The organism is Nocardia transvalensis NBRC 15921 (assembly GCF_000308875.1).
GTDB lineage: Bacteria > Actinomycetota > Actinomycetes > Mycobacteriales > Mycobacteriaceae > Nocardia > Nocardia transvalensis.
Window position 1 is genome coordinate 205566 of the sequence record NZ_BAGL01000063.1, and the last position, 23433, is coordinate 228998.

The window sequence follows — 23433 nt, forward strand, 5'->3', positions numbered from 1 at the left end:
CGGAGGTGCTCCGGTGAGACCACGATGTCCAGCGCTGGGACGTCGATGTCGGTGGCGCCCAGGCGGGCGAGCAGGCGGCGGGCGGGGACGTTGCGGCCGGTGTCGTGTGCGGTGAGGCGCACCTCGGTGCAGCCCAGGGTTTCGGCGCGGTCGGCGAGCCAGGTGAGCAGCCGTTCCTCCACGCCGCGGCCGAGGGCGCGGCAGCTCAGGTGCCAGCCCAGGACGGTCAGCGTATCGCCGGTGGCCCGGACGGCCAGCACGCCGATCTGCCCGTAGTCGCCGAAACGGTCGGCGGCGGAGGCGGTCCAGACCTCCCCGTCGCGCCGCCATCGGTCGAACTCACCCTCGGCGGTCTTGTGCAGGGCGAACTGGTTGGTGCGGCGCACGAGTTGCGCGGCACGTTCGGCGGTCTCGTCGCCGAGTTCGGCGATGTCGACGCGCAGGTCCAGCTGGGCGAGGAATTCGGCGAATTCGGTCCGGCCGCGCGCCTCCTCGCGATCGCGCTCCTCGGCGTAGTACCGCACGCGGGCGGCGTCCTCGGCGGTGACCGCGATCGGTACGACGGGCCACAGTCTGGCGAGGAACCCGTCGAGTTCGCTTGCGGCGGGGCAGGTCACACTGAGCACCTGGGGCAATTCGCTACGCACCCGGGCGATTTCGACGGCGTTGTCGTCGAGGAAGACGAAACTGTCCAGCCCGAGCCGCAATTCGCGCGCGGCCTCGGCGAGCCGCTCCGGTTTGGGCCGCCAGCCCGCCGAGATCACGGTGAAGTGTTCGGCGCGCAGGACGGCGTCCGGGCGGTCCAGTACGGCTCGGACCGTCTCCTCGTCGTTATTGCTGATGAGGACCAGCAGCGCGCCCGCGTCCCGCCAGTGGAGCAGCCGTCGCGCCAGGCGCTCGCGGGGGCCGGTGAGGTCGACGTGTTCGGGGCCCGCTTCCGCGGCGACGCCGCCCCACAGTGTTTCGTCGCCGTCCACCGCGATCACCTTCGGCGGCGTCGCCACGGCGGCGGCGCGGACCTCGGCGAGCGTAAGCGCGACGGCCGCTTGGAATTCGGGGGTGAACGGCAGATGCGCCATGACGTCGGTGCGCTCGTCGAACCACTCGCCCACATCGTGACCGCGCACCCATGCCTCGCCATCGATGACGGCGACACCCGGCATCTCGCGCAGCGCGTCGGCGACCTGCCCCTCCCACCGCGCGAGCCGGTCGTGCGTGGACCGCGCGGGCAGGAATCCGACCACCAGCGGCCGTCGCGTGCGCTCGGTCAGCGACCGGACCGCGGCGGGATAGTCGTCCGCGAGCCGAGCCAGCGCCTCGTCATCGATCGGCCCGAACCGTTCCAGATCGGCAGCACGCACCAGCACGACCCCGATCGCCGCCGTGGCGAACACCCCGGACGGATCCCGCAGACCGGTCAGCACATGGTGATACGGCGCTTCCTCGACCGCTGCTCCGTCGAAGGCCAGCTCACACAGCCGCGTCAACGTTCCCAACGCGAATGTCGCCCCGAGCGCCACGGTCCCCGCCGATCCGCTGGGAGCCTCGGCCGAATCCCGCGCTACTTCCGTCCCTGCCTGATCTTCGGGGGCGACTCCCGCTTGTTGGTCCGGGGTTCGGGCCAGGTCGGTCAGGAGGGTGAGGTACTGGGTTGCCAGGGCCTCGGCGGCGGGGGCGTCGATGATGTCGTGGTTGAAGATCAGGGCGAGGCGGCCGTGGTCGGCCATGACGGTGACCATGAGGTCCAGGTCGGTGCTGCCGGCCGTGGCAGGGATGACCTCCAACTGCTCGAATGCGGGACCCGAGCGGAGGAAGTTGAAGTAGACCTCGATCAGGGGCGCGTTGTCCCGGTGCAGGCCCTCGGCGGCCAGCAGGGTCAGCACATCCGAGAAGCCCGCACCCTGGGTGAGCAGCGTCCGGAGCCGGGAACCGGTGCGGCGCAGCACCTCCGACGCGGGCTCGTGCGGGTCGACCGCGGCGGGGTACGGCATCGGGATGCCGAAGTAGCCGATGCCGCGCGGGGCGTCGGCGTAGATCCGGGTGTCGACGGGAACGGCCAGCACGAACTTGTCGACGTGTTGCCGGCGCGCCAGCAGCACGGTGAGGCCGCCGAGGAAGAACGCGGCCGGCGTGATGGCGAGTTCGCGGGCCCGGTCGGTGACCTGTTCCAGCAGCCCGTCGGGCAGTTCCACCGCCACGGCGCCGGATCGGTACGTCCTGACCGGCGGGCGCGGCGCGGCCAGGGTCAGGTCGAGCCGCCGCGCGCCCTCGAATTCGGTGCGCCAGTCCGTCGTTCCGCTGGGTGCGGGTCGATGATTCTGCGCGGTGACGAGGTCGTCGATATCGCGGTTCGACGCGGCGTCCTCGGGCCGCCTGCCGGACAGTTCGTCGTCCAGCTCCGCCGCGACCAGCAGCATCGACGCGATATCGGACACGCTGTGGTGCGCGCCGAAGATCAAAGCCTGGTCGCCGGAAGCGGTTTCGAGCAGTTCGAAGCGCCACAGCGGGCCGGTGGCCGGATCGAACGGCGGTTCCAGCAAGGCACGCAGCCGTTCGGACACGGTGTCGCCGGTCAGGTCGTCCACGCGGCCGGTGCGCACCAGCGCGCCGGTCGGTTCCCGGTGCACCCGCAGGCTCCGGCCGTGTTCCTCGCTCGGCTCGATCGTGGTGCGCAGCGCCGCGTGCCGTCCCGCCAGCCCGCTCACCATGGCCGACAACTCGGTCTCGGTGACGGGAGCGACGAGCCGGACCGCCATGGACACGGTGTGCGCGGTGGACGGAACCCCCTGCCCCGCACTGCGAAGCAGCCGCAGCATGTCTCGGGTCGCCGGTCGCGTTTCGACGTCGGGCAGTGCCTCCGGCCGCTCGGCCGCCGCCGGAAGGTCCTCGACCGTCGATCCGGCGGTGGCCACGAGATATCGGGCCAGCGCCGCCGGGGTCGGATTGTCGAACATCGCGGCGACCGGGATGGCGATACCCGTGCTGTCCCGCAGGCCGTTGCGCAGTTCGACCGCGGTGAGGGAATCGAAGCCGAAGTTCTGGAACGACTGCTCGGCCCCGATATCCGCGGCCCGGTCGTGCCCGAGCACGGCGGCGGTGCGCTCGCGGACCATATCCAGCGCGACCGCGACGGCCTCGCCCTCGGGCAGACCGGCCAGGCGCGCGGCGAACCGGGGCCCGGCGGCGGGATCGGCCGCTTCGGCCGCCGCGGCCCGTCGCGGCGCGCGAATCAGCCCGCGCAGCAACGGCGGAACCGCATGCCCGAACGCCGAGGTCTTGAGGCGCACGGGTACGACGGCCGGGTCGGGCAGGCGAATCGCGGTGTCGAACAACGCCAGACCGTCCGCGGGCGCCAGCGGGGCGACACCGGCGCGGCGTACCCGATCACGATCGGCTCCGGCGAGCGAATCGGCCAGACCGGCCGACCACATGCCCCAGGCCAGCGACTGCCCCGGCAACCCCTTCGCGACGCGGTGGGCGGCGAGCGCGTCCAGGAACGCGTTGGCCGCCGCGTAATTCGCCTGACCGGGCGAGCCGACGACGCCCGACACCGAGGAGAACAGCACGAACCGGGACAGCTCCAGGTGCGCGGTCGCCTCGTGCAGGTGCAGTGCGGCGTCGACCTTCGGCGCGAGCACCGCGGACAGCCGGTCCGGGGTCAGCGCGCCGAGGATGCCGTCGTCCAGGACGCCCGCGACGTGGACGACAGCGGTCGGCGTCGTGCGTGCCACCAGAGCGCGGACGCTCTCCGCATCGGTCAGATCGCACTGCGCGGCACTGACTTCGGCCCCGAGTTCCGTCAGTTCCGCACACAGCTCCGCCGCGCCCGGGGTCTCCGGCCCGCGCCGGCCGGCGAGCAGCAGTCGCTCGACGCCGTGCTCACGGACCAGGTGACGAGCCAGTTCCGTCCCGATACCGCCGAACGCACCGGTGACCAGCACCGTCTCGCCTTCCAGCGAAGCACCGCCGGAATCGGCCGCGGGCACGCGAGCGAGCCGGGCCACGTGGGCTGTCTCCCCGCGGACGACCACCTGAGGTTCCCCGACCGCCGAAGCCGCCGCGGCATCGAGCGGCCCGTCGGTGTCCACCAGCAGGATTCGACCCGGATTCTCGGTCTGCGCCGACCGCACCAGGCCCCAGACGGCTGCCCCGGCGAGGTCGTGGACGTCCTCGCCGGGGAGGGCGACGGCGCGGCGGGTGTGCACGACCAGCGTCGTACCGGCGTCCCGGTCGTCGCCGAGCCGGTCCTGCAGGACTTCCAGTATCCGGCGGGTAGCCGCGTGCACCTCCTCCGCACCGGTCCCGGGCACGCTCTCGATCACCTCGACCGGGGGTGGTTCGACCGATGTCGCGGCAGGCTGAACCGGATGCCATTCGACCCGGTACAGATCACGATGGGCACCGGAAGTCGTTGCGGCGGTGAGCTTGTCGAGCGCTACGGGTCGTGCGATCACCGACGATACGGACAGCACCGGTTGCCCGGCGGGATCGACGGCGACGAGGCTCGCGCCTCCGGTTCCCGACCGGCGCAGCCGGATACGCAGCGACGCCGCTCCGGAGGCCCACACGGTCACGTCGTTCCAGGCGAGCGGCAGATACACCCGGTCGTCACCGGTATCGGTGAACAGAGCGGTATGCAGCGCGGCGTCGAGCAGTGCCGGATGCACGCAGTAGTCACCCGCCCCGTCACGGACCGCCTCGGGCAGCGCGATATCGGCGAAGAGATCGTCGCCCCGCTGCCACAGCGCCCGAATCCCTTGGAAGGCAGGCCCGTACCCGTAACCACGGTCACGCAGTCGTTCGTACGCGCCATCGAGTTCCACAGGGGCGGAGCCCTCGGGCGGCCAGGCTGCCACCCAGTTGTCGACGGCCACGCCGGCTACTTCCGCCGTGTGCGGAGACGCGGACGGGAACTCCTCGAGGACAGGCGCTTTCGCCTCCTCGGCCGACAGTGTCCCCTGAGCGTGACGCTGCCAGGAGCCGGAGTCGCCCTCGAGCCGCGAGTAGATCGAGATCGGACGACCACCCGCCGGGTCCATATCGCCGACCAGGGCCTGGATCTGGACAGACCCCCGGTTCGGCACTACGAGAGGCGCTTCCAGGACCAGTTCGGTGACGGTGCCGCAACCGACCTCGTCCCCCGCGCGCACGGCGAGTTCCACGAATCCCGCGCCGGGGAACAGTACGGTTCCCGACACCGCGTGATCGGCGAGCCAGGGCAGGGCACGCAGCGAGACCGAGCCGATGAGCGACACCTGCTCCGACGCGGGTTGCGGTACGACCGCCGCCACGAACGGATGACTGTTCGAATTCCATTCCAGCCCGGCGGAATTCGCGGGCCGTGCCGGTTCGAGCCAGTACCGGCGGCGCTGGAACGCGTACGTCGGCAGGTCGACCCGGCGTGCGCTGGAGCCCGCGTAGCAGCGCGCCCAGTCGACGGATCCGCCCGCGGCATGCAGCTGGGCGGCGGCGGTCAGCATGCGGGGCAGGCCGCCGTCACCACGCAGGACCGTCGAACCGATATAGACGTTCGCCGACGGATCGATCGCGTCGACGGTTTCCTGGATTCCGACGGTGAGCAACGGGTGCGGCCCGACCTCGACGAACGACCGGTATCCGGCCTCGTAGGCGGCCCGGACGGCCTGCTCGAAACGCACGGTGCCCCGGACGTTCCGGTACCAGTAGTCCGCGTCGAGTTCGGTCGTCTCGAGCTGTTCGCCGCGCACGGTGGAGAAGAACGCGACCGGTGCGGCGACGGCCGACGTGCCGGCGAATGCCTCCGTCAGGCGGTCGCGCGCGGGCTCCACGTGGTGGGAGTGCGAGCTGTAGTCGACGGCGATGCGGCGGGCCCAGGTGCCTTCGGCCTCGCACTGCGTGAGCAGTTCCTCGACGGCAGCGCGGTCACCCGATACGACGGTCGAGGCGGGGCCGTTGATCGCACCGACCTCGATGCGGCCGTCCCACGGCGCGAGCAGTTCACGCACGCGGTCGGCCGGGGCGGCGATCGTCGCCATGGCCCCGGATCCCGCGAGGCCGGTCAGCGCCTGCCCGCGCCGCGCCACCAGGCCCGCGGCCTCGCGCAACGTCAGCGCACCTGCCACGCAGGCGGCGGCGATCTCGGCCTGCGAGTGGCCGATCACCGCCGCCGGGCGCACGCCCAGCGATTCCCAGAGCCGCGCCAGCGACACCGATACCGCGAACAGCACCGGCTGAACCACATCCAGCCGATCCATCTCGGGCGCGTCCTCGGCGCCGCGCAGCACGTCGAGCAGCGACCAGTCGACGAATTCGCTCAGCACATCGGCGCATTCGCGCAGCCGGTCGGCGAAGACGGGTGACGACTCGAGCAGTTCGAGCGCCATGCCCTGCCATTGCGAGCCGTTCCCGGCGAAGACGAAGACGGGATCGCCGGTACCGGAACGGGTCCCGCGCACCACATCGTCGGACTTCTCGTCCGCCGCCAGCGACCGCAATCCGTCGAGCAGCCGCTCGCGGGAGTCACCGAGCACGACGGCTCGCACGTCGAAGGTGGACCGGGTCGCCGCCAGCGACCAGCCGACATCGGCCGGACGCAGGCCGGGATGCCGTTCCAGATGCTCGACCAGCCGCGCGGCCTGCGCCGACACGGCTTCCGCGGTCACGCCGGACAGCACGTACGGCAACACCGCCGTCCGCACCCGCGACAACACGGCAACGCGCTCTCCCGAACCGACCGGCCGATCGAACATCCCTGGCCGCGCCCCTGAACTCGCAAGCTCGCTATCGATTGTGGGATCACTCTGGGATGCAGTCGGATCGGTATAGATCTGAATTGCCGGGCCGGTGTCCGTCGTCGTGACCGGTTCGACCGTTGCCGCTTGCTCGAGGATGACGTGCACATTGGTGCCGCTGATTCCGAAGGACGACACGCCCGCTCGGCGCGGACGGTCGAGCGCGGGCCATTCGTGGGCCTCGGTCAGCAGTTCGACCTCGCCCGCCGACCAGTCGACGTGGGTACTCGGAACGTCGACGTGCAGCGTGGCGGGCATGAGCCCGTGCCGCATGGCCGCGACCATCTTGATGACGCCGCCGACGCCGGACGCCGCTTGCGTGTGACCGAGATTGGACTTGAGCGAGCCCAGCCGCAGTGGCCTGCCCGCGGGACGATCCTGCCCGTAGGTGGCCAGCAGAGCCTGCGCCTCGATGGGGTCGCCGAGGGTCGTGCCGGTGCCGTGCGCTTCCACGACATCGACGTCGGCCGGCGACACCCGGGCGTCGGCGAGTGCCTGGGTGATCACGCGGCGCTGCGACGGCCCGTTGGGCGCGGCCATCCCGTTACTGGCACCGTCCTGGTTCACCGCCGAACCCCGGACCACGGCGAGCACCGGGTGCCCGTTGCGCACCGCGTCCGAAAGACGTTCCAGTACAACGACACCCGCGCCCTCGGAGAATCCGGTGCCATCGGCCGCGTCGGCGAACGCCTTCACGCGACCGTCCGGCGCCAGACCTCGCTGCCGGGAGAACCCCACGAACACACTGGGTGTCGACATGACGGTCACGCCGCCCGCCAGCGCCAGCGTGCACTCGCCCGCCCGCAGCGCCCGCGCCGCCAGGTGCAGAGCGACCAGGGACGACGAGCACGCGGTGTCCACCGAGACCGCCGGGCCCTCCAGACCCAGGCTGTAGGCGACCCGGCCGGAAACGACACTGCTGGTGATGCTCTCGCCGAGGAACGCTTCCGCGCCGTCCGGCACCCGGCCCGCGAGCCGGGAGACGTAGTCGATATAGGACACACCCGCGTAGACGCCGGTCAGGCTGCCGCGCAACGTCTTCGGATCGATACCGGAGCGTTCCAGCGCCTCCCACGAGATCTCCAGCATGAGCCGCTGCTGCGGATCCATGGCCGCCGCCTCGCGCGGGCTGATCCGGAAGAACGCCGCGTCGAAATCGGCCGCGTCGTGCAGGAATCCGCCGGTGCGGGTGTAGGTCGTGCCGGACTTGTCGGGATCCGGATCGAAGAGGGTGTCCAGATCCCACCCGCGGTCCTCCGGGAACGGCGACTGCACCGAGCGCCCACCGGCGACGACGTCCCACAGATCGTCCATCGATGTCACCCCGCCGGGATACCGGCAGCCGACTCCGACGATCACCACCGGATCGTCGGCGGGATCGAGGGTGGGTGCGGGCAGCGCGGTCGGCGCAGGCTTCTCGGGCGAACCCAGTTCGGACAGAAGGTGATCGGCGAGCCCTGCCGGTGTCGGGTAGTCGAAGACGGTCGTCGCGGGCAGCTTCACGCCGGTGAGACGGCGGAGGCGGTTGCGGAATTCGACCGCGCCCAGCGAGTCGAATCCGAGTTCCTTGAAGGTGGATTCGGGCTCGACCGCATGACCGCCGTCGTGGCCGAGCACCTCGGCGGCCTGGTCCCGGATGACCGTCAGCAGCATCCGCCGCCGGTCGGCCTCGGGCAGGCCGGTGAGACGAGCGAGGATCCGCGGCTGCTCGGCGGTCCGCGCGGGGGCCGGCCGCGCGGCGGTGATCAGCGCCGCCAGCCGTGTCGCGGGCACCTCCCGGACGGCGAACGACTCGATGTGCGCCACCGGATCTCCGGCACTGTCGGCGAGGACGACGCGCACCTGCCGCTCGCCCGCCGGAGTCAGGCGCACCCGCAGCGCGGCCGGGCCCGCACCGTGCAGCGTCACCCCCGACCAGGAGAACGGGAACAGCACGCTGTCCTCGGCCACGGCCCGTTCGGCGAATCCGAGGGCGTGCAGCGCGGCATCGATCAGGGCCGGATGCAGGTCGTACAGCCCTGTCTCGCCCTGGATCGCTTCGGGCGCGACGACCTCGGCGAACACATCGTCGCCCCGCCGCCACGCCGCCCGCAGCCCGCGGAACGCGGGCCCGAAAACGTATCCGCGCGCGGCGAGTTCGCGATACAGCCCGTCGACGTCGAGCGGCTCGGCCTCCTCCGGCGGCCAGGTCTGCATGTCGTGGACCGGCGGGCAGTCCTGCGGCGCGGCGGTGAGCACGCCGTGCGCGTGCTGCGTCCACGGCAGGGCGCCGCCGGGTTCGGGGCGGGTGTGGATCGAGACGGTCCGCTCGCCGGAGTCGTCGAGTTCCCCGACGCTCACGTGCACCGCGAGCCCGCCCTGTTCCGGGATCACCACCGGCGCGGTCAGCACCAGTTCGCGGACGGCGGTGCAGCCCGCCTCCCGCCCGGCGCGCAGCGCGAGTTCGACCAGCCCGGCGCCGGGCAGCAGCACCCACGCGCCGTCCGCCGCCACGCTGTGGTCCGCCAGCCACCGGCACTCCGCCCGCGACAGCCGTCCCGCCAGCAGTAGGCTGCCCGAATCATGATGCGGGACAACGGCACTCAGGAACGGATGGGCGGCATCGAGGAGGCCGAGATGCTCCAGCGCCGGGGCGGTCTCGGGCCGGACGTCGTCGGGCAGCAGCAGCCCCCAGTCCACATCGCGGCCACCGGCGTACAGCTGTGCGAGCCCTTCGTACAGGCAGGTGGGGCCGTGGTCGCCGCGCCGCAGCGAGCCGGCCGACACGATGTCGTATCCGGCGTCCTCCGCGAGGGTGTCGACCGCGGGTTGCAGCGACGGATGGACGCCCATCTCCACGAAGTAGCGGACGCCGTCGGCCAGCATCGTGTCGACCGTGTCGGCGAACCGGACAGTGTGGCGCAGGTTCGAATACCAGTACTCGGCATCGGGCGCGCGATCGCCGATGTGCTCACCGAGCACCGTGGAGTACCAGTCCAGCGCGCTCGGGCGGGGTTCGAGACCGGCGAGATCGGCCAGCAGCCGGTCCCGGATGGGCTCCACCTGGCGGCAGTGTGACGGCCGCCGGATCGCGAGTTTGCGGGTGAACACCAGCTCACGGTCGAGTTCGGCCAGCAGCGCGCGCAACGGTTCGGGCTCGCCGGAGACGACCGTGGCCCGCCCGCTGTTGACGGCGGCCACCGACACCCGGCCGTCGAGCGCCTCGAGCCGCGATTCGACTGCCGCCCTGGGCAATCCGATCACGGCCATCAGCCCGGCGCCGTCGTTGGCCGCCATGGCCTGACTGCGCAGGGCGACGACGGCGGCGGCATCGGCCAGGCTCAGCGCGCCCGCGACATACGCGGCGGCGATCTCACCCTGGCTGTGCCCGACGACCGCGTCGGGTTCGACGCCGTGGGCGCGCCACACCGCCGCCAGCGACACCATCACCGCGAACAGCACCGGCTGGACCACTTCTTCGCGGTCGATCAGATCCGCCAGCGACGGCGCGGAGTCCTCGCCGCGCAGGGCGGCCGCGACCGACCACTCCGTCAGCGGGTAGAGCGCGGCGTCGCACCGCTCGAATTCGGCACGGAACGCCGGGGATTCGATGAGCAGATCGCGGGCCATCCCGACCCACTGCGCGCCCTGGCCCGGGAAGACGAACGCCAGCTTGCCCGGTTCGGCGGCGCCGGTCGACCGGATCAGTCCGGGCGCGGATTCCCCGGCGGCGAGGCCGCGCAGTCCGGCGAGCAGTCCGGCCCGGTCCCGGGTCACCACGACGGCACGGTGGCCGGAGTGCGGGTGGTGCGCCAACGAGCTTGCGAGAGAGCGCAGATCGGCGGCGCGGTCGGATTCCAGGACGCGCGCCAGGCGGGCGGCCTCGTCGTGCAGCCCGGCCTCGGTCGGCGCGGAGAGCGGATAGGCCGCGAGCACCCGGTCGGCGGCGACGACGGGTTCGGAGGGTTCGAGCCAGTAACGGCGGCGCTGAAATGCGTAGGTGGGCAGGTCGATCCGGCGCGCACCGGTTCCGGCGAAGACCGCGGCGGGGTCTCGTCGCAACTCCGCCCAGTCCGTCGTGGCGAGTTCCCACACTCGCTCGTCGGCGGACTCTGTTGTCAGGGAGCGCAATCCGTCTACCAATTGCTCGCGGTCCGCGCCCGCGATCACTGCGGTCTCGTCCAGCCGGGCACGGCTCGTCGCCAGCGACCAGCCGATATCGACGATGTCGAGGTCGGGATGCTCCTCCAGATGCACGAGGAGCTTCGCGGCCTGCGCGATCACCGCGGTTCGCGTCGCACCGGACAGTATCCACGGCACCGTGTCGAGCGTGCGCGTAGCCGCTGCCGATTCGGCGGCGTTCACCACGGCCTGCTCGGCGTCGATCGCCGCGGCCCGCTCGAGGTCGACCGCGGCGGCCTCCTCGAGGATGACGTGCGCGTTGGTGCCGCTGATCCCGAAGGACGACACGCCCGCCCTGCGCGGACGGCCCGGCGCGGGCCATTCTCGCTCTTCGGTGAGCAGTTCCACCGCGCCGGACGTCCAATCCACGTGGGAGCTGGGCGCGTCCACGTGCAGTGTCGCCGGGAGTATCCCGCGGCGCATGGCCTCGATCATCTTGATGATGCCCGCGACACCGGCGGCGCCCTGGGTGTGCCCGATATTGGATTTCACCGAACCCAGCCGCAGCGGCCGCTCGGCCGGGCGGTCGCGGCCGTAGGTGGCCAGCAGCGCCTGTGCCTCGATGGGGTCGCCGAGTGCGGTGCCGGTGCCGTGCGCCTCCACGGCGTCGACCTCGGTGGCCGCGACGTGCGCGTTCGCCAGGGCCTGGGTGATCACGCGCTGCTGCGAGGGGCCGTTCGGCGCAGACAGGCCGTTGCTCGCGCCGTCCTGGTTCACCGCCGAACCCGCGACCACGGCCAGCGGGCGGTGCCCGTTGCGGACGGCGTCGGACTGCCGCTCCAGGACCAGGACGCCGACGCCCTCGCCCCAGCCGGTGCCATCGGCGCCGTCGGCGAAGGCCTTGCAGCGCCCGTCCACGGAAATGGCGCGCTGGCGCGAGAATTCGATGAAGACGTCGGGCGAGGACATCACCGTGACGCCGCCGACGAGCGCCATCGAGCACTCCCCCGACCGCAGCGCCTGCGCGGCGAGATGCAGGGCGACCAGCGACGACGAGCACGCAGTATCCACGGTGACCGCGGGCCCCTCCAGCCCCAGCGAATACGCGATGCGCCCGGACAGGACGCTGCCGCCGTTGCCGGTGCCGAGATATCCCTGCGCCTCGGCGGGGATCCTGCCCCGCAGCCGCGAGACGTAGTCCTGGTACAGGGCGCCCGCGTACACGCCGGTCGTGCTGCCGCGCAACGAGTTCGGGTCGATGCCCGATCGTTCGAGAGCTTCCCAGGACACCTCGAGCAGCAGCCGCTGCTGGGGGTCCATGGCCGCCGCCTCGCGCGGGCCGATGCGGAACAGGCCGGCGTCGAAATCGGCGACGGCGTCGATGAACGCGCCGGTGCGGGTGTAGGTGGTGCCGGGGTTGTCGGGGTCCGGGTCGTAGAGCGCGTCGATGTCCCAGCCGCGATCGGCGGGGAAGTCCGAGAGCACGTCGCGGCGGTCGGTCAGAACTTCCCAGAGATCCTCCGGGGAGGCGATGCCGCCGCCGAAACGGCATGCGGTGCCGACGATCACGATGGGATCGTCGGTCGTCGCGACGGGAGCCGCCGCCAGGACCGGCGCCTGCGCGCCCGTGAGTTCGGCGTGCAGGTGGCGGGCGAGCGCCTGCGGCGTCGGGTGGTCGAAGACGGCGGTCGCGGGCAACCGGATTCCGGTCTCGCGGTGCAGGCGGTTGCGCAGGTCCACGGCACCGAGGGAATCGAATCCCGCCTCCGTGAAGGGGTGCGCGGCGTCGAGGGTGTGACCGGCGTCGTGGCCGAGTACGGCCGCCGCGTGCTCGCGAATCGCCGCCAGCACCAGGTCTTCCTGCTCGGGCACGGTGAGGCCCGCGAAGCGGGCGGCGAAGCGTGCTGCCGCGCCGGACGCTCCGGCCGTGCGCCGCCGGGTGCGGACCATGCCACGCAGCAGCGGCGGGATCTCGTCGAGTGTGGCGATCGCGGCGGTATCGATGCGCGCGGGAACCAGCAGCGGGCGATCGGCTGCCAGCGCCGAATCGAACTGCGCGAGAGCCCGTTCCGAGGGCAGGGGGATGATGCCGCCGCGACCGAGCCGGGCGCGGTCGGCCTCGTCGAGGTGACCGGTCATCCCGGTGTCGCGTTCCCACCAGCCCCAGGCGAGCGAGGTGGCGGGCAGGCCGCGGCCGCGGCGATGGTGGGCCAGCGCGTCGAGGAAGGAGTTGGCGGCGGCGTAGTTGCCCTGGCCGGGCGCGCCGAGGACGCCCGCGACCGACGAGAACAGCACGAAGGCCGAGAGGTCCCCGTCGGCGGTCAGCTCGTGCAGGTTCCAGGCCGCGTCGACCTTGGGGCGGAAGACCGTGTCGAGAGCGTCGGGTGTGAGCGCGGAGAACACCGCGTCGTCCAGCGCCCCGGCGGCGTGGACGACCGCGGTCAGCGGGTGGTCCGGCCCGATCGCGGCCAGAACGGCCGCCAGGGCCTCGCGGTCGGCGGCGTCGCACGCCTCGATGCGGACCTCCGCGCCCAGCCCGCGCAGGTCGTCTTCGAGTGCGGCCGCGCCGTCGGCGTCACGGCCGCGCCGTCCGAGCAGCACCAGATGCCCGACGCCGTGCGCGGTCACCAGATGGCGAGCGATCTCGCCACCCACCACGCCGGTGCCACCGGAGATCAGGACCGTCCCGTCCGTATCCCATTCCGGCCGTGCCGATTCGGGCTCGACCCGAGCCAGCCTCGGTACCCGCAGCTCGCCGCCGCGCATCGCCAGCTGGGGCTCGTCCAGGGTGCGAGCCGCGAAGAATGCGGTGTCAGTGTCGGCGGGATCGTCGACATCGACCAGGACGAGGCGATCCGGATTCTCGGTCTGCGCCGAGCGCAACAGGCCCCAGGCCGGGGCGTGCCGGAGATTCGAGACGTCCTCGGCGGGCTCGGTAGCCACGGCCCCGTGCGTGAGAATCACCAATCGGGAATCGCCGTGATCGCCCGCGAGCCACTGCTGCACTCGCGCCAGCACCCGCTCGGCCTCGACCCGCACATCGAGTACGAAATCGTCAGTGCCCACCGATATTTCGGCGGCGCTCGGCTCGGGCTCATCGTCGGTGCGCAGCGCGTGCCGCCCGTAACTCAGGGCATCGTCCTCGACCGTCTCGTCGGCAGGAATCGACGGCCGGTCGACGGTCTCGGGCGATTCGAGGGCATCACAGCGCAGGAGGGATGCGGGTCGTTGCGGCGAGGACGGGTCCGGGATCGGCACGGATACCCAGTCGACGGCGTAAAGAGAATTCTGTGAATCCGGGTGCGGCGCAACGAGTTCCGACAGGGACATGGGGCGGAGGGTGAGGCTGCCGATATCGGCTACCGGCTCGCCCGCCTCGTCGGTAGCGATCAGGCGCACGGTGTCGTCGGCGGACCTGGCCAGGCGCACCCGCAGGACCGAGGCCCCGACGGCGTGGACCGTGACGTCGTTCCAGAGGAACGGCAGGGCCACCGTGCCCGATTCGGCCGCGACGCCGGTCAATGCGACGGCGTGCAGCGCGGCGTCGAGCAGGGCGGGGTGCAGGCGGTAGCGGCCGACGTCCGCGGCATCGGGCAGCGCCACCTCGGCGAGGATGTCGTCGCCGTCCCGCCACGCCGCACGCAGGCCACGGAACGCCGGGCCGTAGTCCAGGCCGTTGTCGGCGAATCGGTCGTAGAGATCGTCCACGTCGAGGGCAACGGCCCCGGCCGGCGGCCAGTCGCCCCCCTGGTACGGCGCGGCGGCATCACCGGGGGCCAGCGCGCCGCGCGCGTGCAGCGTCCACTCGCCCGAATCATGGTCCGCCCGTGCGTAGATCGACAGGGCGCGCTCACCCGACGGCTCGGCCGCACCGGCCACGACCTGGATATCGATCCCGCCGTGCGCGGGCAGCACCAGCGGGGTGGTGACGACCAGTTCGGTGATCTCGCGGCAGTCCACCTCGTCCCCGGCCCGCACGGCCAGTTCGACGAATCCGGTACCGGGCAGCAGGACGGTCCGGTCCTCGGACGATCCCACCGCGTGGTCGCCCAGCCACGGCTGGGTCGCGACCGACAACCGCCCGGTCAGGGTCACGCCGCCCGAATCCGGCTGCGGCACAACGGCGGCCAGCAGGGGATGGTCGGCCGGGCGCAGGCCGAGACGATCCGCGCCGCCGCCGGCCGGTTCGGTCCAGAACGACCGCAGATCCCAGGCGTAGGTCGGCAGGTCGACGCGGCCTTGCGCGGGCACCAGCCGGGACCAGTCGACATCCCATCCGCCCGCGTACAGTCCCGCCAGCGCGCGATCCATATCGTGCGAGCCGACGACCACGACCCCGTCGATATCCGACGCCGTCGCCTCGCCCAGTTCCACGAAGAACCGGAACCCGTCGCCCCGCAACCGCTCGATCGTCGCGGCCACGGAGTCGGCGGCCTCGACCACCGAATCGGGCGCCACGCCACGCCCCCGCCAGGCCCGCGCCGATTCGGCCAGCCCGAGGTGATAGCCGGTGTGAACGAAAGCCAGCTTCCCCGATGGCACCGCGGCGTCCCGCCCCACCACGACGCTCTCGTGCGGCCGACCATCCGCGAGCGCACGCAGCCCGGCAAGCAGGTCGTCCCGGTTCCCGGCAAGCACGACGGCACGCCGCTCGAAATGACCGCGCTGCACAACCAGCGACCGCGCAAGCGCAGGCAGCGAAAGCTCGGCATCACCATCGACCAGCGCGTGCAATCGCTCCGCCTGGCCCCGCAGCGACGCCGGTGTGCGCGCGGAGAGCGGATACAACGTCGGTGCGATGTCGCCGGACGCCTCGTGCGCAGACTCTGTCCGCGGCGCCTCCTCCAGCACGACGTGTGCGTTGGTGCCGCTGATGCCGAAGGCGCTCACGCCGGCCCGACGCACCCGCGCACCGGGCGGCCAGGGCGTGGCGTGGTTCTGCACGCGCAGGCCGGCGCGCTCCCAGTCGACCTGCGGGCTCACCGTCTCGGCGTGCAGCGAGGCGGGCAGCATCCCGTGCCGCAGCGACAGCACCGTCTTGATGACGCCCGCGATACCCGCGGCGGCCTGGGTGTGCCCGAGATTGGATTTCAGCGAGCCGATTCCGAGGGGGCGGCCCGCCTCCCGGCCTGGTCCGAAAACCTCTGCCAGAGCGCGTGATTCGATGGGATCACCGAGGGCGGTGCCGGTGCCGTGCGCCTCCACGTAGTCCACGTCGCCGGGTTCGAGACCCGCGGCCCGCAGCGCGGCGCGCACGACCCGCTGTTGCGCGGGGCCGTTCGGCGCGCTCAGGCCCTGGCTGCGGCCGTCCTGATTGATCGCGGAGCCGCGCAGGACGGCGAGGACGGGATCGCCGTCGCGCAGCGCGTCGTCCAGGCGTTTCAGCAGGACCACGCCGCAGCCCTCCGACCACACCGCGCCGTCGGCGTCGGCGGCGAAGGGGGCGCACCGGCCGCTCTTCGACAGCACCCCGAGCCGGCTGAACTCCACGTGCGCGCTCGGCGAGACCAGCAGCGTCGCACCGCCCGCCAGCGCGGCATCGCATTCGCCCAGCCGCAGCGCCTGCGCCGCCAGATGCAGCGCGACCAGCGACGACGAGCACGCGGTATCGACCGTGACCGCGGGCCCGCGCAGCCCGAGCGAGTAGGAGATGCGGCCGGAGGCCACGCTCGGCGCGGTCCCGGTGCCGACGTAGCCGTTCAGCTCCCCCAGCCCGACTCCGGCCAGATAACCGCTGCTGTACAGGCCGAGGTAGACGCCGGTCGAGGTCCCGTTCAGCTGCCGCGGGTCGCGCCCGGACCGCTCGATCGCCTCCCAGCTCGCCTGCAGCAGCAGCCGCTGCTGCGGATCCATGGCGGCCGCCTCCTTCGGCGCGATCCCGAAGAACTCGGCGTCGAAAAGGTCGATGCCGTCGACGAATCCGCCGCGCAGCGTGTACGCCTTGCCGATCGCGTCGGGATCGGAATCCAGCAGCCCGTCGGTGTCCCAGCGGCCCGCGGGCGGACCGGAGACGACGTCGACGCCGTCGGCGAGCAGCCGCCACAGCTCCTCCGGATCGGTCACCCCGCCCGGGAATCGGCAGGCCATGGAGACGATGGCCACGGCGTCGTCCCCGGCGCCCGGCGCGTCCTCCGGCACCGCCGGCTCGTCCGCCTCGAGTGCGGCGGTGAGGAGGTCGATCGTCGGATAGTCGAAGACGACGCTCGGATCCAGTTGCCGCCCCAGGTGTTCCGAGAGCTGCGCGGCCAGCTCCACGAGACCGCGCGAGCCGAGCCCGAACTCCATCAGTGGCCGCCCGGTGTCGATCCGCGACGTGTCCAGGCTCGTCGCGGCGGCGACGGTGTCCACCAGCCACCGCGTCAGCTCGTCGTCGCGGCGCGCGGCCCCGAAACCCTCGCGCGGCGCGGCGTCGGTCCGCTCCACGGTGACCAATTCTCCTGCGAGATAGGCCTTCCGGCACGCCTGTCGCTGGATCTTGCCGCTGCTGGTCTTGGGAATGGTGCGCGGTGCGATCGTGACCACCTCGCGCACCGCCAGCCCGTGTTCGAGCCCGACGGCGGCGCGCACCGCGTCCTCGACGGCCTCGAGCGCCGCCGCGTCGGTGGTGCGCACCTCCGCGACGATCACCGCGCGCTCGCCCGCGTCCTCGTCGACGGAGAACGCGGCGACGCAGCCGCGCCGGACGGCGTCGTGCGCCTCCTCCGCGGTCAGCTCCAGATCCTGCGGATAGTGGTTGCGGCCGTCGACGACGAGCAGGTCTTTGCTGCGTCCGGCGACGAAAAGCTCACCGGTGGAACGGAATCCGAGGTCGCCCGTGCGGAGGAATCCGGTGCGCCCGTCGACCAGGCTCGCACCGAAGACCTCGGCGGTCTCGGCCTCGTCGCCCACATAGCCCGCGGCGACACTGTCACCGGCCACCCAGATCTCGCCGATCTCCCCGTCGGCGAGTTCCGTGGCGCGCTCGGCATCGGCGATCACCACGGTGACGCCCGTCGCGGGATACCCTGCGCCGACGACCTTTCCGGCGACATCCGGATGGTCGGCCAGCGTGGGCAGCCGGCCCGCGGGTGTGCCGGAGACCAGCAGGGTGGCCTCGGCCAGCCCGTACACCGGTTGCAGCGCCTCGGACCGAAATCCCGCCCCCGCGAAGAAGTTTCCGAACCGGCGCAGCGTATCGGCGCGTACCGGCTCGGCGCCGTTGAACGCCACCCGCCACCGGCTCAGGTCCAGGGAGTCCCGCCATTCCGGCGTCGCGCGGCGCAGGGTCAGCTCGTATCCGAAGTTGGGCCCGCCGCTGGAGTGCACGCCGTACGCGGAGACCGCGTCGAGCCATCGCCGCGGCTGCTGCAGGAAGTGCAGCGGTGACAGCAGTACCGTGGTCGCCCCGACGTAGAGCGTGTGCAGTACCGGGCCGATCAGCCCCATATCGTGGTACATCGGCAGCCAGCTCACCGAGAACGCGGCGCCGTCCCAGTCGGCGACCTTCTCGGGCGAATCGTCCATGACCTCGCCGATCGCCCGCTGATTGTGTAGCAGGTTGCCGTGCGTGACCATCACGCCGCGCGGCGCGCTCGTGGAGCCGGAGGTGTATTGCAGGAACGCGAGGGAGTCCGGGCCCAGCGCCGGTTCCCGCCACGCGTGCGCGTCCCCGTCCGGAATCTCCTCGGTGGCGAGCCACGGCACCGCCAGTAGTTCGGGGATCTGCTGTGCCACAGCGGAAATCGCGTCCAGCACCGGCCTGGTCGCGAGAATCACGTCGATACCGGCGTCGGCCGTCATCTCGCGCAGGCGCCGGAGCGCGCGATCCATCTCGTGCGGCTGCGGCAGCGGCGCGGGCACCGCCACCACCGCGCCCGCGAGGCAGCCGAGGAATCCGGAGACGAACTCCAGTCCCGGCGGGTACAGCAGCAGCGCCCGGCCGCCCGCGAGACCGCGCTCGCCGAGGTGGGCGCCGATCGCGCGGGCGCGCCGGTTCACCTGCGCATACGACAGTTCGGTCGCCGGACCGCCGACGTCCCCGGTCTCCAGGAATCGGTAGGCGATCGTATGGGGCTGCACCGATTCGCGGGTGGTCAGCACGTCGAGGAAAGAGCCATACATCCGGAACACCAATCTTCACCAGCCCGGTTCGAGCAACCGAATGCACCGTGCGTTGGTACGATTCACCATCGGCGCACGGCCACCCGACCCGGTCACACAACGTTCAGCCGCCTTGCGGCACTTCTGCCTTGCTCGACTCGCCTCAGCGCGCGAAGAGACCTCCATCATCGATGCCGGGTTGAGTCCTGTAAGGCTGTCGGTGACAGGCGAATACCCGCCGTCGCACGATCGAACGGCGTTAGCTGTCACACCACCGGAACGCAGAGTACGGCATCATTCGCCGTGACCACCTCCCCGAAGCGGGAGGTTACCGAGCCAACGCTGGTTCCACCACCCGGCGTCGGATTTCCGCTGAGGCCGCTGCGGCGGTTCCTGTCCCGATCATGGTGCAGGCACCGCGGGTACCTAAGGGCTACCGATGCGAAACCCGCTCTCGACGTTCACGCTCTGCCGCAACGGTTTCGGAAGCTGGAGCAATGGAGGGAACGTAATACCGCCTAGTGCGCGGGTTCCGTGACGACGGGCAGGGCCGGGACGATATCGCGGGTGGGTCCGGTGCCCACGGCCGTGGCGTGCGCGTCGATATCGATCTGTTCCGGGCCGCGCAGGGCCCGTTCGCAGCGGCGGGCCAGGTCGTGGCGATCGTCGCCGGGCCGCTCGACGGGCAGCAGGGTGATCTCGGCGACGACGCCCTTCGAGCGCAGCACGCGGCGGGCGGAATCGAGGAACGTGTCGGTGCCGACGAAGCCGGGCACCGTCGACAGGCCGCCGTCGCGGTCGAGATACCGCACCCGGATCGGCTGGACCGCGGCGCCGGTGTCGACGGCGGCCTGGAACAGCGCCGGCCGCAACCGTCCGTGCGCCCGGCCGCACCAGGTGGTGCCCTCGGGGAAGGCGCCCACCCGCTCGCCGGCCGTCAGCCGCTCCGAGATGGTGGCGATGACCTCGGGCAGCTGCCGCAGGCGCTCGCGCTCGATCGGGATCACCCGCATCAGGCGGGCCAGCCCGCCGAGCACCGGCCACTCGATCAGGTCGGCGCGCGCCACGAAGCCCATCGGCTCGACGGCCGCGAGGGCGAGCACATCGGTCCAGCCGACGTGGCCGGCGACCACGAGCAGTCCCTCATCGACCGCCCGTGGTCCGCGGCCCGTGTCGGCGGCGGGCTCCGTACCGCGCTGGTCGACCACACGCAGACCTATTCCACAGCACCGCAATACGGCGCGCGCGTAGCGCCGGTGCAGGCGCTTGCGGCGGCCGCGCGGGGTGGCCAGGTTGATCACCGGGAAGCTCGAGAACAGCGCGGCGACACCGGCGATCCGCGCCACCGTGCGCGCCGTCCCGGCCTCGTCGGGGATGTCGACGCAGCCGGGCCCGCACGGGCTGGCGGGCATCCACGGGTGGACCTGCTGCGCGGGCGGGCAGGACAGCCCCGCGGATCCGGGCGCGACCAAGGCGGGCATCGGTATCACCGTCCGTCGAAGGTGTTCGCGGCGCTCTGTAACCGATCCAGGTAGCGCCGGTTGATGGTTTCCAGACCCAGCAGCGCCACGAAGTCCGCGACACCGAAGTCCGGGTCGTGCGCCGGCTCGCCGCAGATCGCCGCGCCCAGTCGCAGGTATCCGCGCAGCAGCGGCGGCAGCTTGGGCCGCGCGGGCGGTTCCAGGTCGTCGAGCGAGCGGCCGTCGACCACCACCGGGCGGTACGGCCGCACGCGGCGCTCCGGATCGCCGGAGTGCTTGGACAGCAACAGGTCTCGCACGCCGCGCACGTTCACCCCGGCCGGGTCGGCGGGGTCGTCGCGCATCGGCACCGAGACGCAGCCCATCACCCAGTCGTAACCGGTGAGCTGGATGTAGTGCAGGATCCCCGCCCACATCAGGGTGAGCGTGGAGCCGTTGCGGTGGTCGGGGACCACGCACGCGCGGCCCATCTCGACGATGCGCTGCCCCTCGGGATCCATTGCGGTCAAATCGAATTCGGTGGCGGTGTAGTACCCGCCCGCCGCGGCGACCTTGTCCGGCGGCAGCATCCGGTAGCAGCCCACGAAGCGGTCGGTGCGGTCGTCGCGGACCAGCAGGTGGTCGCAGTGCTCGTCGAAACGGTCGGCGTCCAGGCCGTCGGCGCTGTCGGGGATCGTGAATCCGGGCTCGGAGGCGAACACCTGGTACCGCAGCCGCTGAGCCGCGCGGCGGTGCTCCGCGTCGGAGGACACGACCAGCGAGTACCGCGGCCGCTCCGCCCCCGTGTCCGTCGTGCGGGCCGGCGCTGTCAGCACGGACATTGTTGTCATGTCCCGATGAAGCCAGCCCGAATCGGACTCGCGGCTACCGCCGAGTGTCCTCCCGATGCCAGTCGGGTGAACGAGACGACCGTCACACCATCTGTTCACCGCGCCGCTACACCGGGTTAGCCCAGTTTCCCAGCCGCACACCCACCCTGCCGACCGGCGTCCATCCTAGCTCGCCACCGTCCAACAAATTCCCGACAGCCACCAACTCATGCCCCAGGCAGCCACCAACTCATTTCCCGGCATGCTTTTGGCCGGGATCTCGCGAGATCCCGGCCAAAAGCATGCCGGGAAATAGGGGGAGGCAGCATGCCGGGAAATAGGGAGGGCCCGGACGCACCGACGGCATGGCCGTAGAGTGCGTCCGGACGCGGATAAGAACTGTTGTCCCTCAGGCGTTCTCGCGGGCGAAGCTGCGGGCGCCGAGGACCGTGAGCACAATCGCGACCGCGAGGGTGAGGCCGGTGCCCCAGTAGACCTCCGAGGCGCCGAGGTCGCCGCGGAACAGGGCGCGGGCCGCCTCGACCGTGTGGGAGAAGGGATTCGCGGTGCCGATGCGCTGAAGCCAGGTCGGCCCGACGCTCAGCGGGAGCAGGATTCCCGACAGCAGCATGAGCGGCACCGAGAGGCTGTTGAGGATCGAGGCGAGGGTGTCCTCCGAGCGCGCCCACAGCCCCAGGGCGTAGGACGCGGCGGCCAGTCCGGCGCCCATCACCGCGATCAGCAGCACCGACAGCACCAGGCCCAGCGGATCCGGCCGCAGGCCGAACGCCAGCGCGGCGACGCCCACCAGTATCAGCGCCTGCACGATCAGCACGACCGTATCCTTCAGGATGCGGCCGAGCAGCAGCGCGCCGCGGCTCGCGGGCGTGACCCGCTGCCGCTCGATCACCCCGGCGCGCAGTTCCATGACGATGCCGAATCCCACGTAGATCGCGCCGAACAGCCCGATCTGGATGACCAGCGCCGGAGTCAGCAACTCCCAGGGATCGGTGCCCGGACCCAGGCCCGCGGCGATGCCCTTCACCAGCGGGCCGAACAGCACCAGATACAGCACCGGCTGCGACAGCCCGATCAGCACCCAGAGCGGATTACGCAGGTTGGACCGCAGCTGCGCCCAGAAGATCAGCCCGGTATCGCGGAGAAATGTCATGCGTTGCTCGCCTCCCGCAGGGAACGGCCGGTGATGGTGAGGAAGACGTCGTCGAGGCTGGGACGCTTGACCGTCAGCGATCCGGCGGCCACACCGCGCGCGTCCAGGGCGCGCAGCAGCGGCGCCACCGCCGCATCGCCCTGTTCGACCGTCAGGTGCAGTACGGCGGACCCGTCCGCGCCCGGCCGCTCGGCGCACAGCAGCGAGCGCACCTCGATCGCCGACTCCGCGACCTCGCGCGCGAGTTCGGCTTGGGCGCTGTCGATCTCGATGCTGACGACATCGCCGGAGATGCGGCGCTTGAGGTCGTCGGGCGTGCCCTCGGCCACGATGCGGCCGTGGTCCATGACGAGGATGCGATCGCACAGCGCGTCGGCCTCCTCGAGGTAGTGGGTGGTGAGCACGATCGTGGTGCCCCGCGCTCGCAGGCCGCGGATGTGCTCCCACAGGTTGGCCCGGCTCTGCGGGTCCAGGCCGGTGGTCGGCTCGTCCAGGTAGATCAGTCGCGGGCCGTGCACCAGGCCCAGCGCGATGTCGACCCGGCGCCGCTGCCCGCCCGACAGCTGGCCGCATTTGCGCCCGCCCAGCCCGTCGAGGTCCAGCGCGCCCAGCAGCGCCTCGGAGTTGCGCCGGGCCTCCGCCTTGCTCAGGCCGAAAAGCCTTGCCTGCAGCACGAGTTCGTCGATGACGAGTTCGGCCTCGTTGGTCGTGCCGCCCTGGGCGACGTAGCCGATGCGCGACCGGACGGTGCGTGGCGCGGCGCGCAGATCGGTGTCGACGATCATCGCCTCGCCCGCCGTGGGCGCGATGAGGGTGCTGAGCATGCGCAGTGTCGTGGTCTTACCGGCCCCGTTGGGGCCGAGCAGGCCGACGATCTCGCCGTCGTGCACGTCGAAGTCGACGCCCCCGACGGCCTCGACCGGGCCCGTCTTGGTCTGAAACGTTCTGGCCAGCCCCCGAACTCGGATCACCGAGGTGCGGGTGCGGCCACGAACGGTAGCCATCGTTTCCATGCCGATAAC

At 71.8% G+C, this 23433-nt stretch carries 4 protein-coding genes and 1 pseudogene; all 5 read right to left on the minus strand.

All coding sequences use genetic code 11. The features are described from left to right. Window positions 1-59: 59 nt before the first annotated feature. Window positions 60-18914, minus strand: a pseudogene (locus tag ON41_RS43960) (SDR family NAD(P)-dependent oxidoreductase); the annotation flags it as partial. A 554-nt stretch (window positions 18915-19468) separates the two neighbouring features. Next, on the minus strand, window positions 19469-20431 hold the full coding sequence (locus tag ON41_RS22880) for a lysophospholipid acyltransferase family protein (protein ID WP_246460852.1): 963 nt from the start codon (window positions 20429-20431) through the stop codon (window positions 19469-19471). A gap of 5 nt (window positions 20432-20436) precedes the next feature. Then, on the minus strand, window positions 20437-21261 hold the full coding sequence (locus ON41_RS22885; RefSeq protein ID WP_040749737.1) for a GNAT family N-acetyltransferase: 825 nt from the start codon (window positions 21259-21261) through the stop codon (window positions 20437-20439). Between the two features lie 388 nt (window positions 21262-21649). After that, complete coding sequence (locus tag ON41_RS22890; protein ID WP_040749738.1) at window positions 21650-22411, minus strand: ABC transporter permease; 762 nt, start codon at window positions 22409-22411, stop codon at window positions 21650-21652. Further along, on the minus strand, window positions 22408-23424 hold the full coding sequence (locus tag ON41_RS22895; RefSeq protein ID WP_218003544.1) for an ATP-binding cassette domain-containing protein: 1017 nt from the start codon (window positions 23422-23424) through the stop codon (window positions 22408-22410). Before ON41_RS22895 ends, ON41_RS22890 begins: the two co-directional genes overlap by 4 nt. Window positions 23425-23433: the final 9 nt, after the last annotated feature.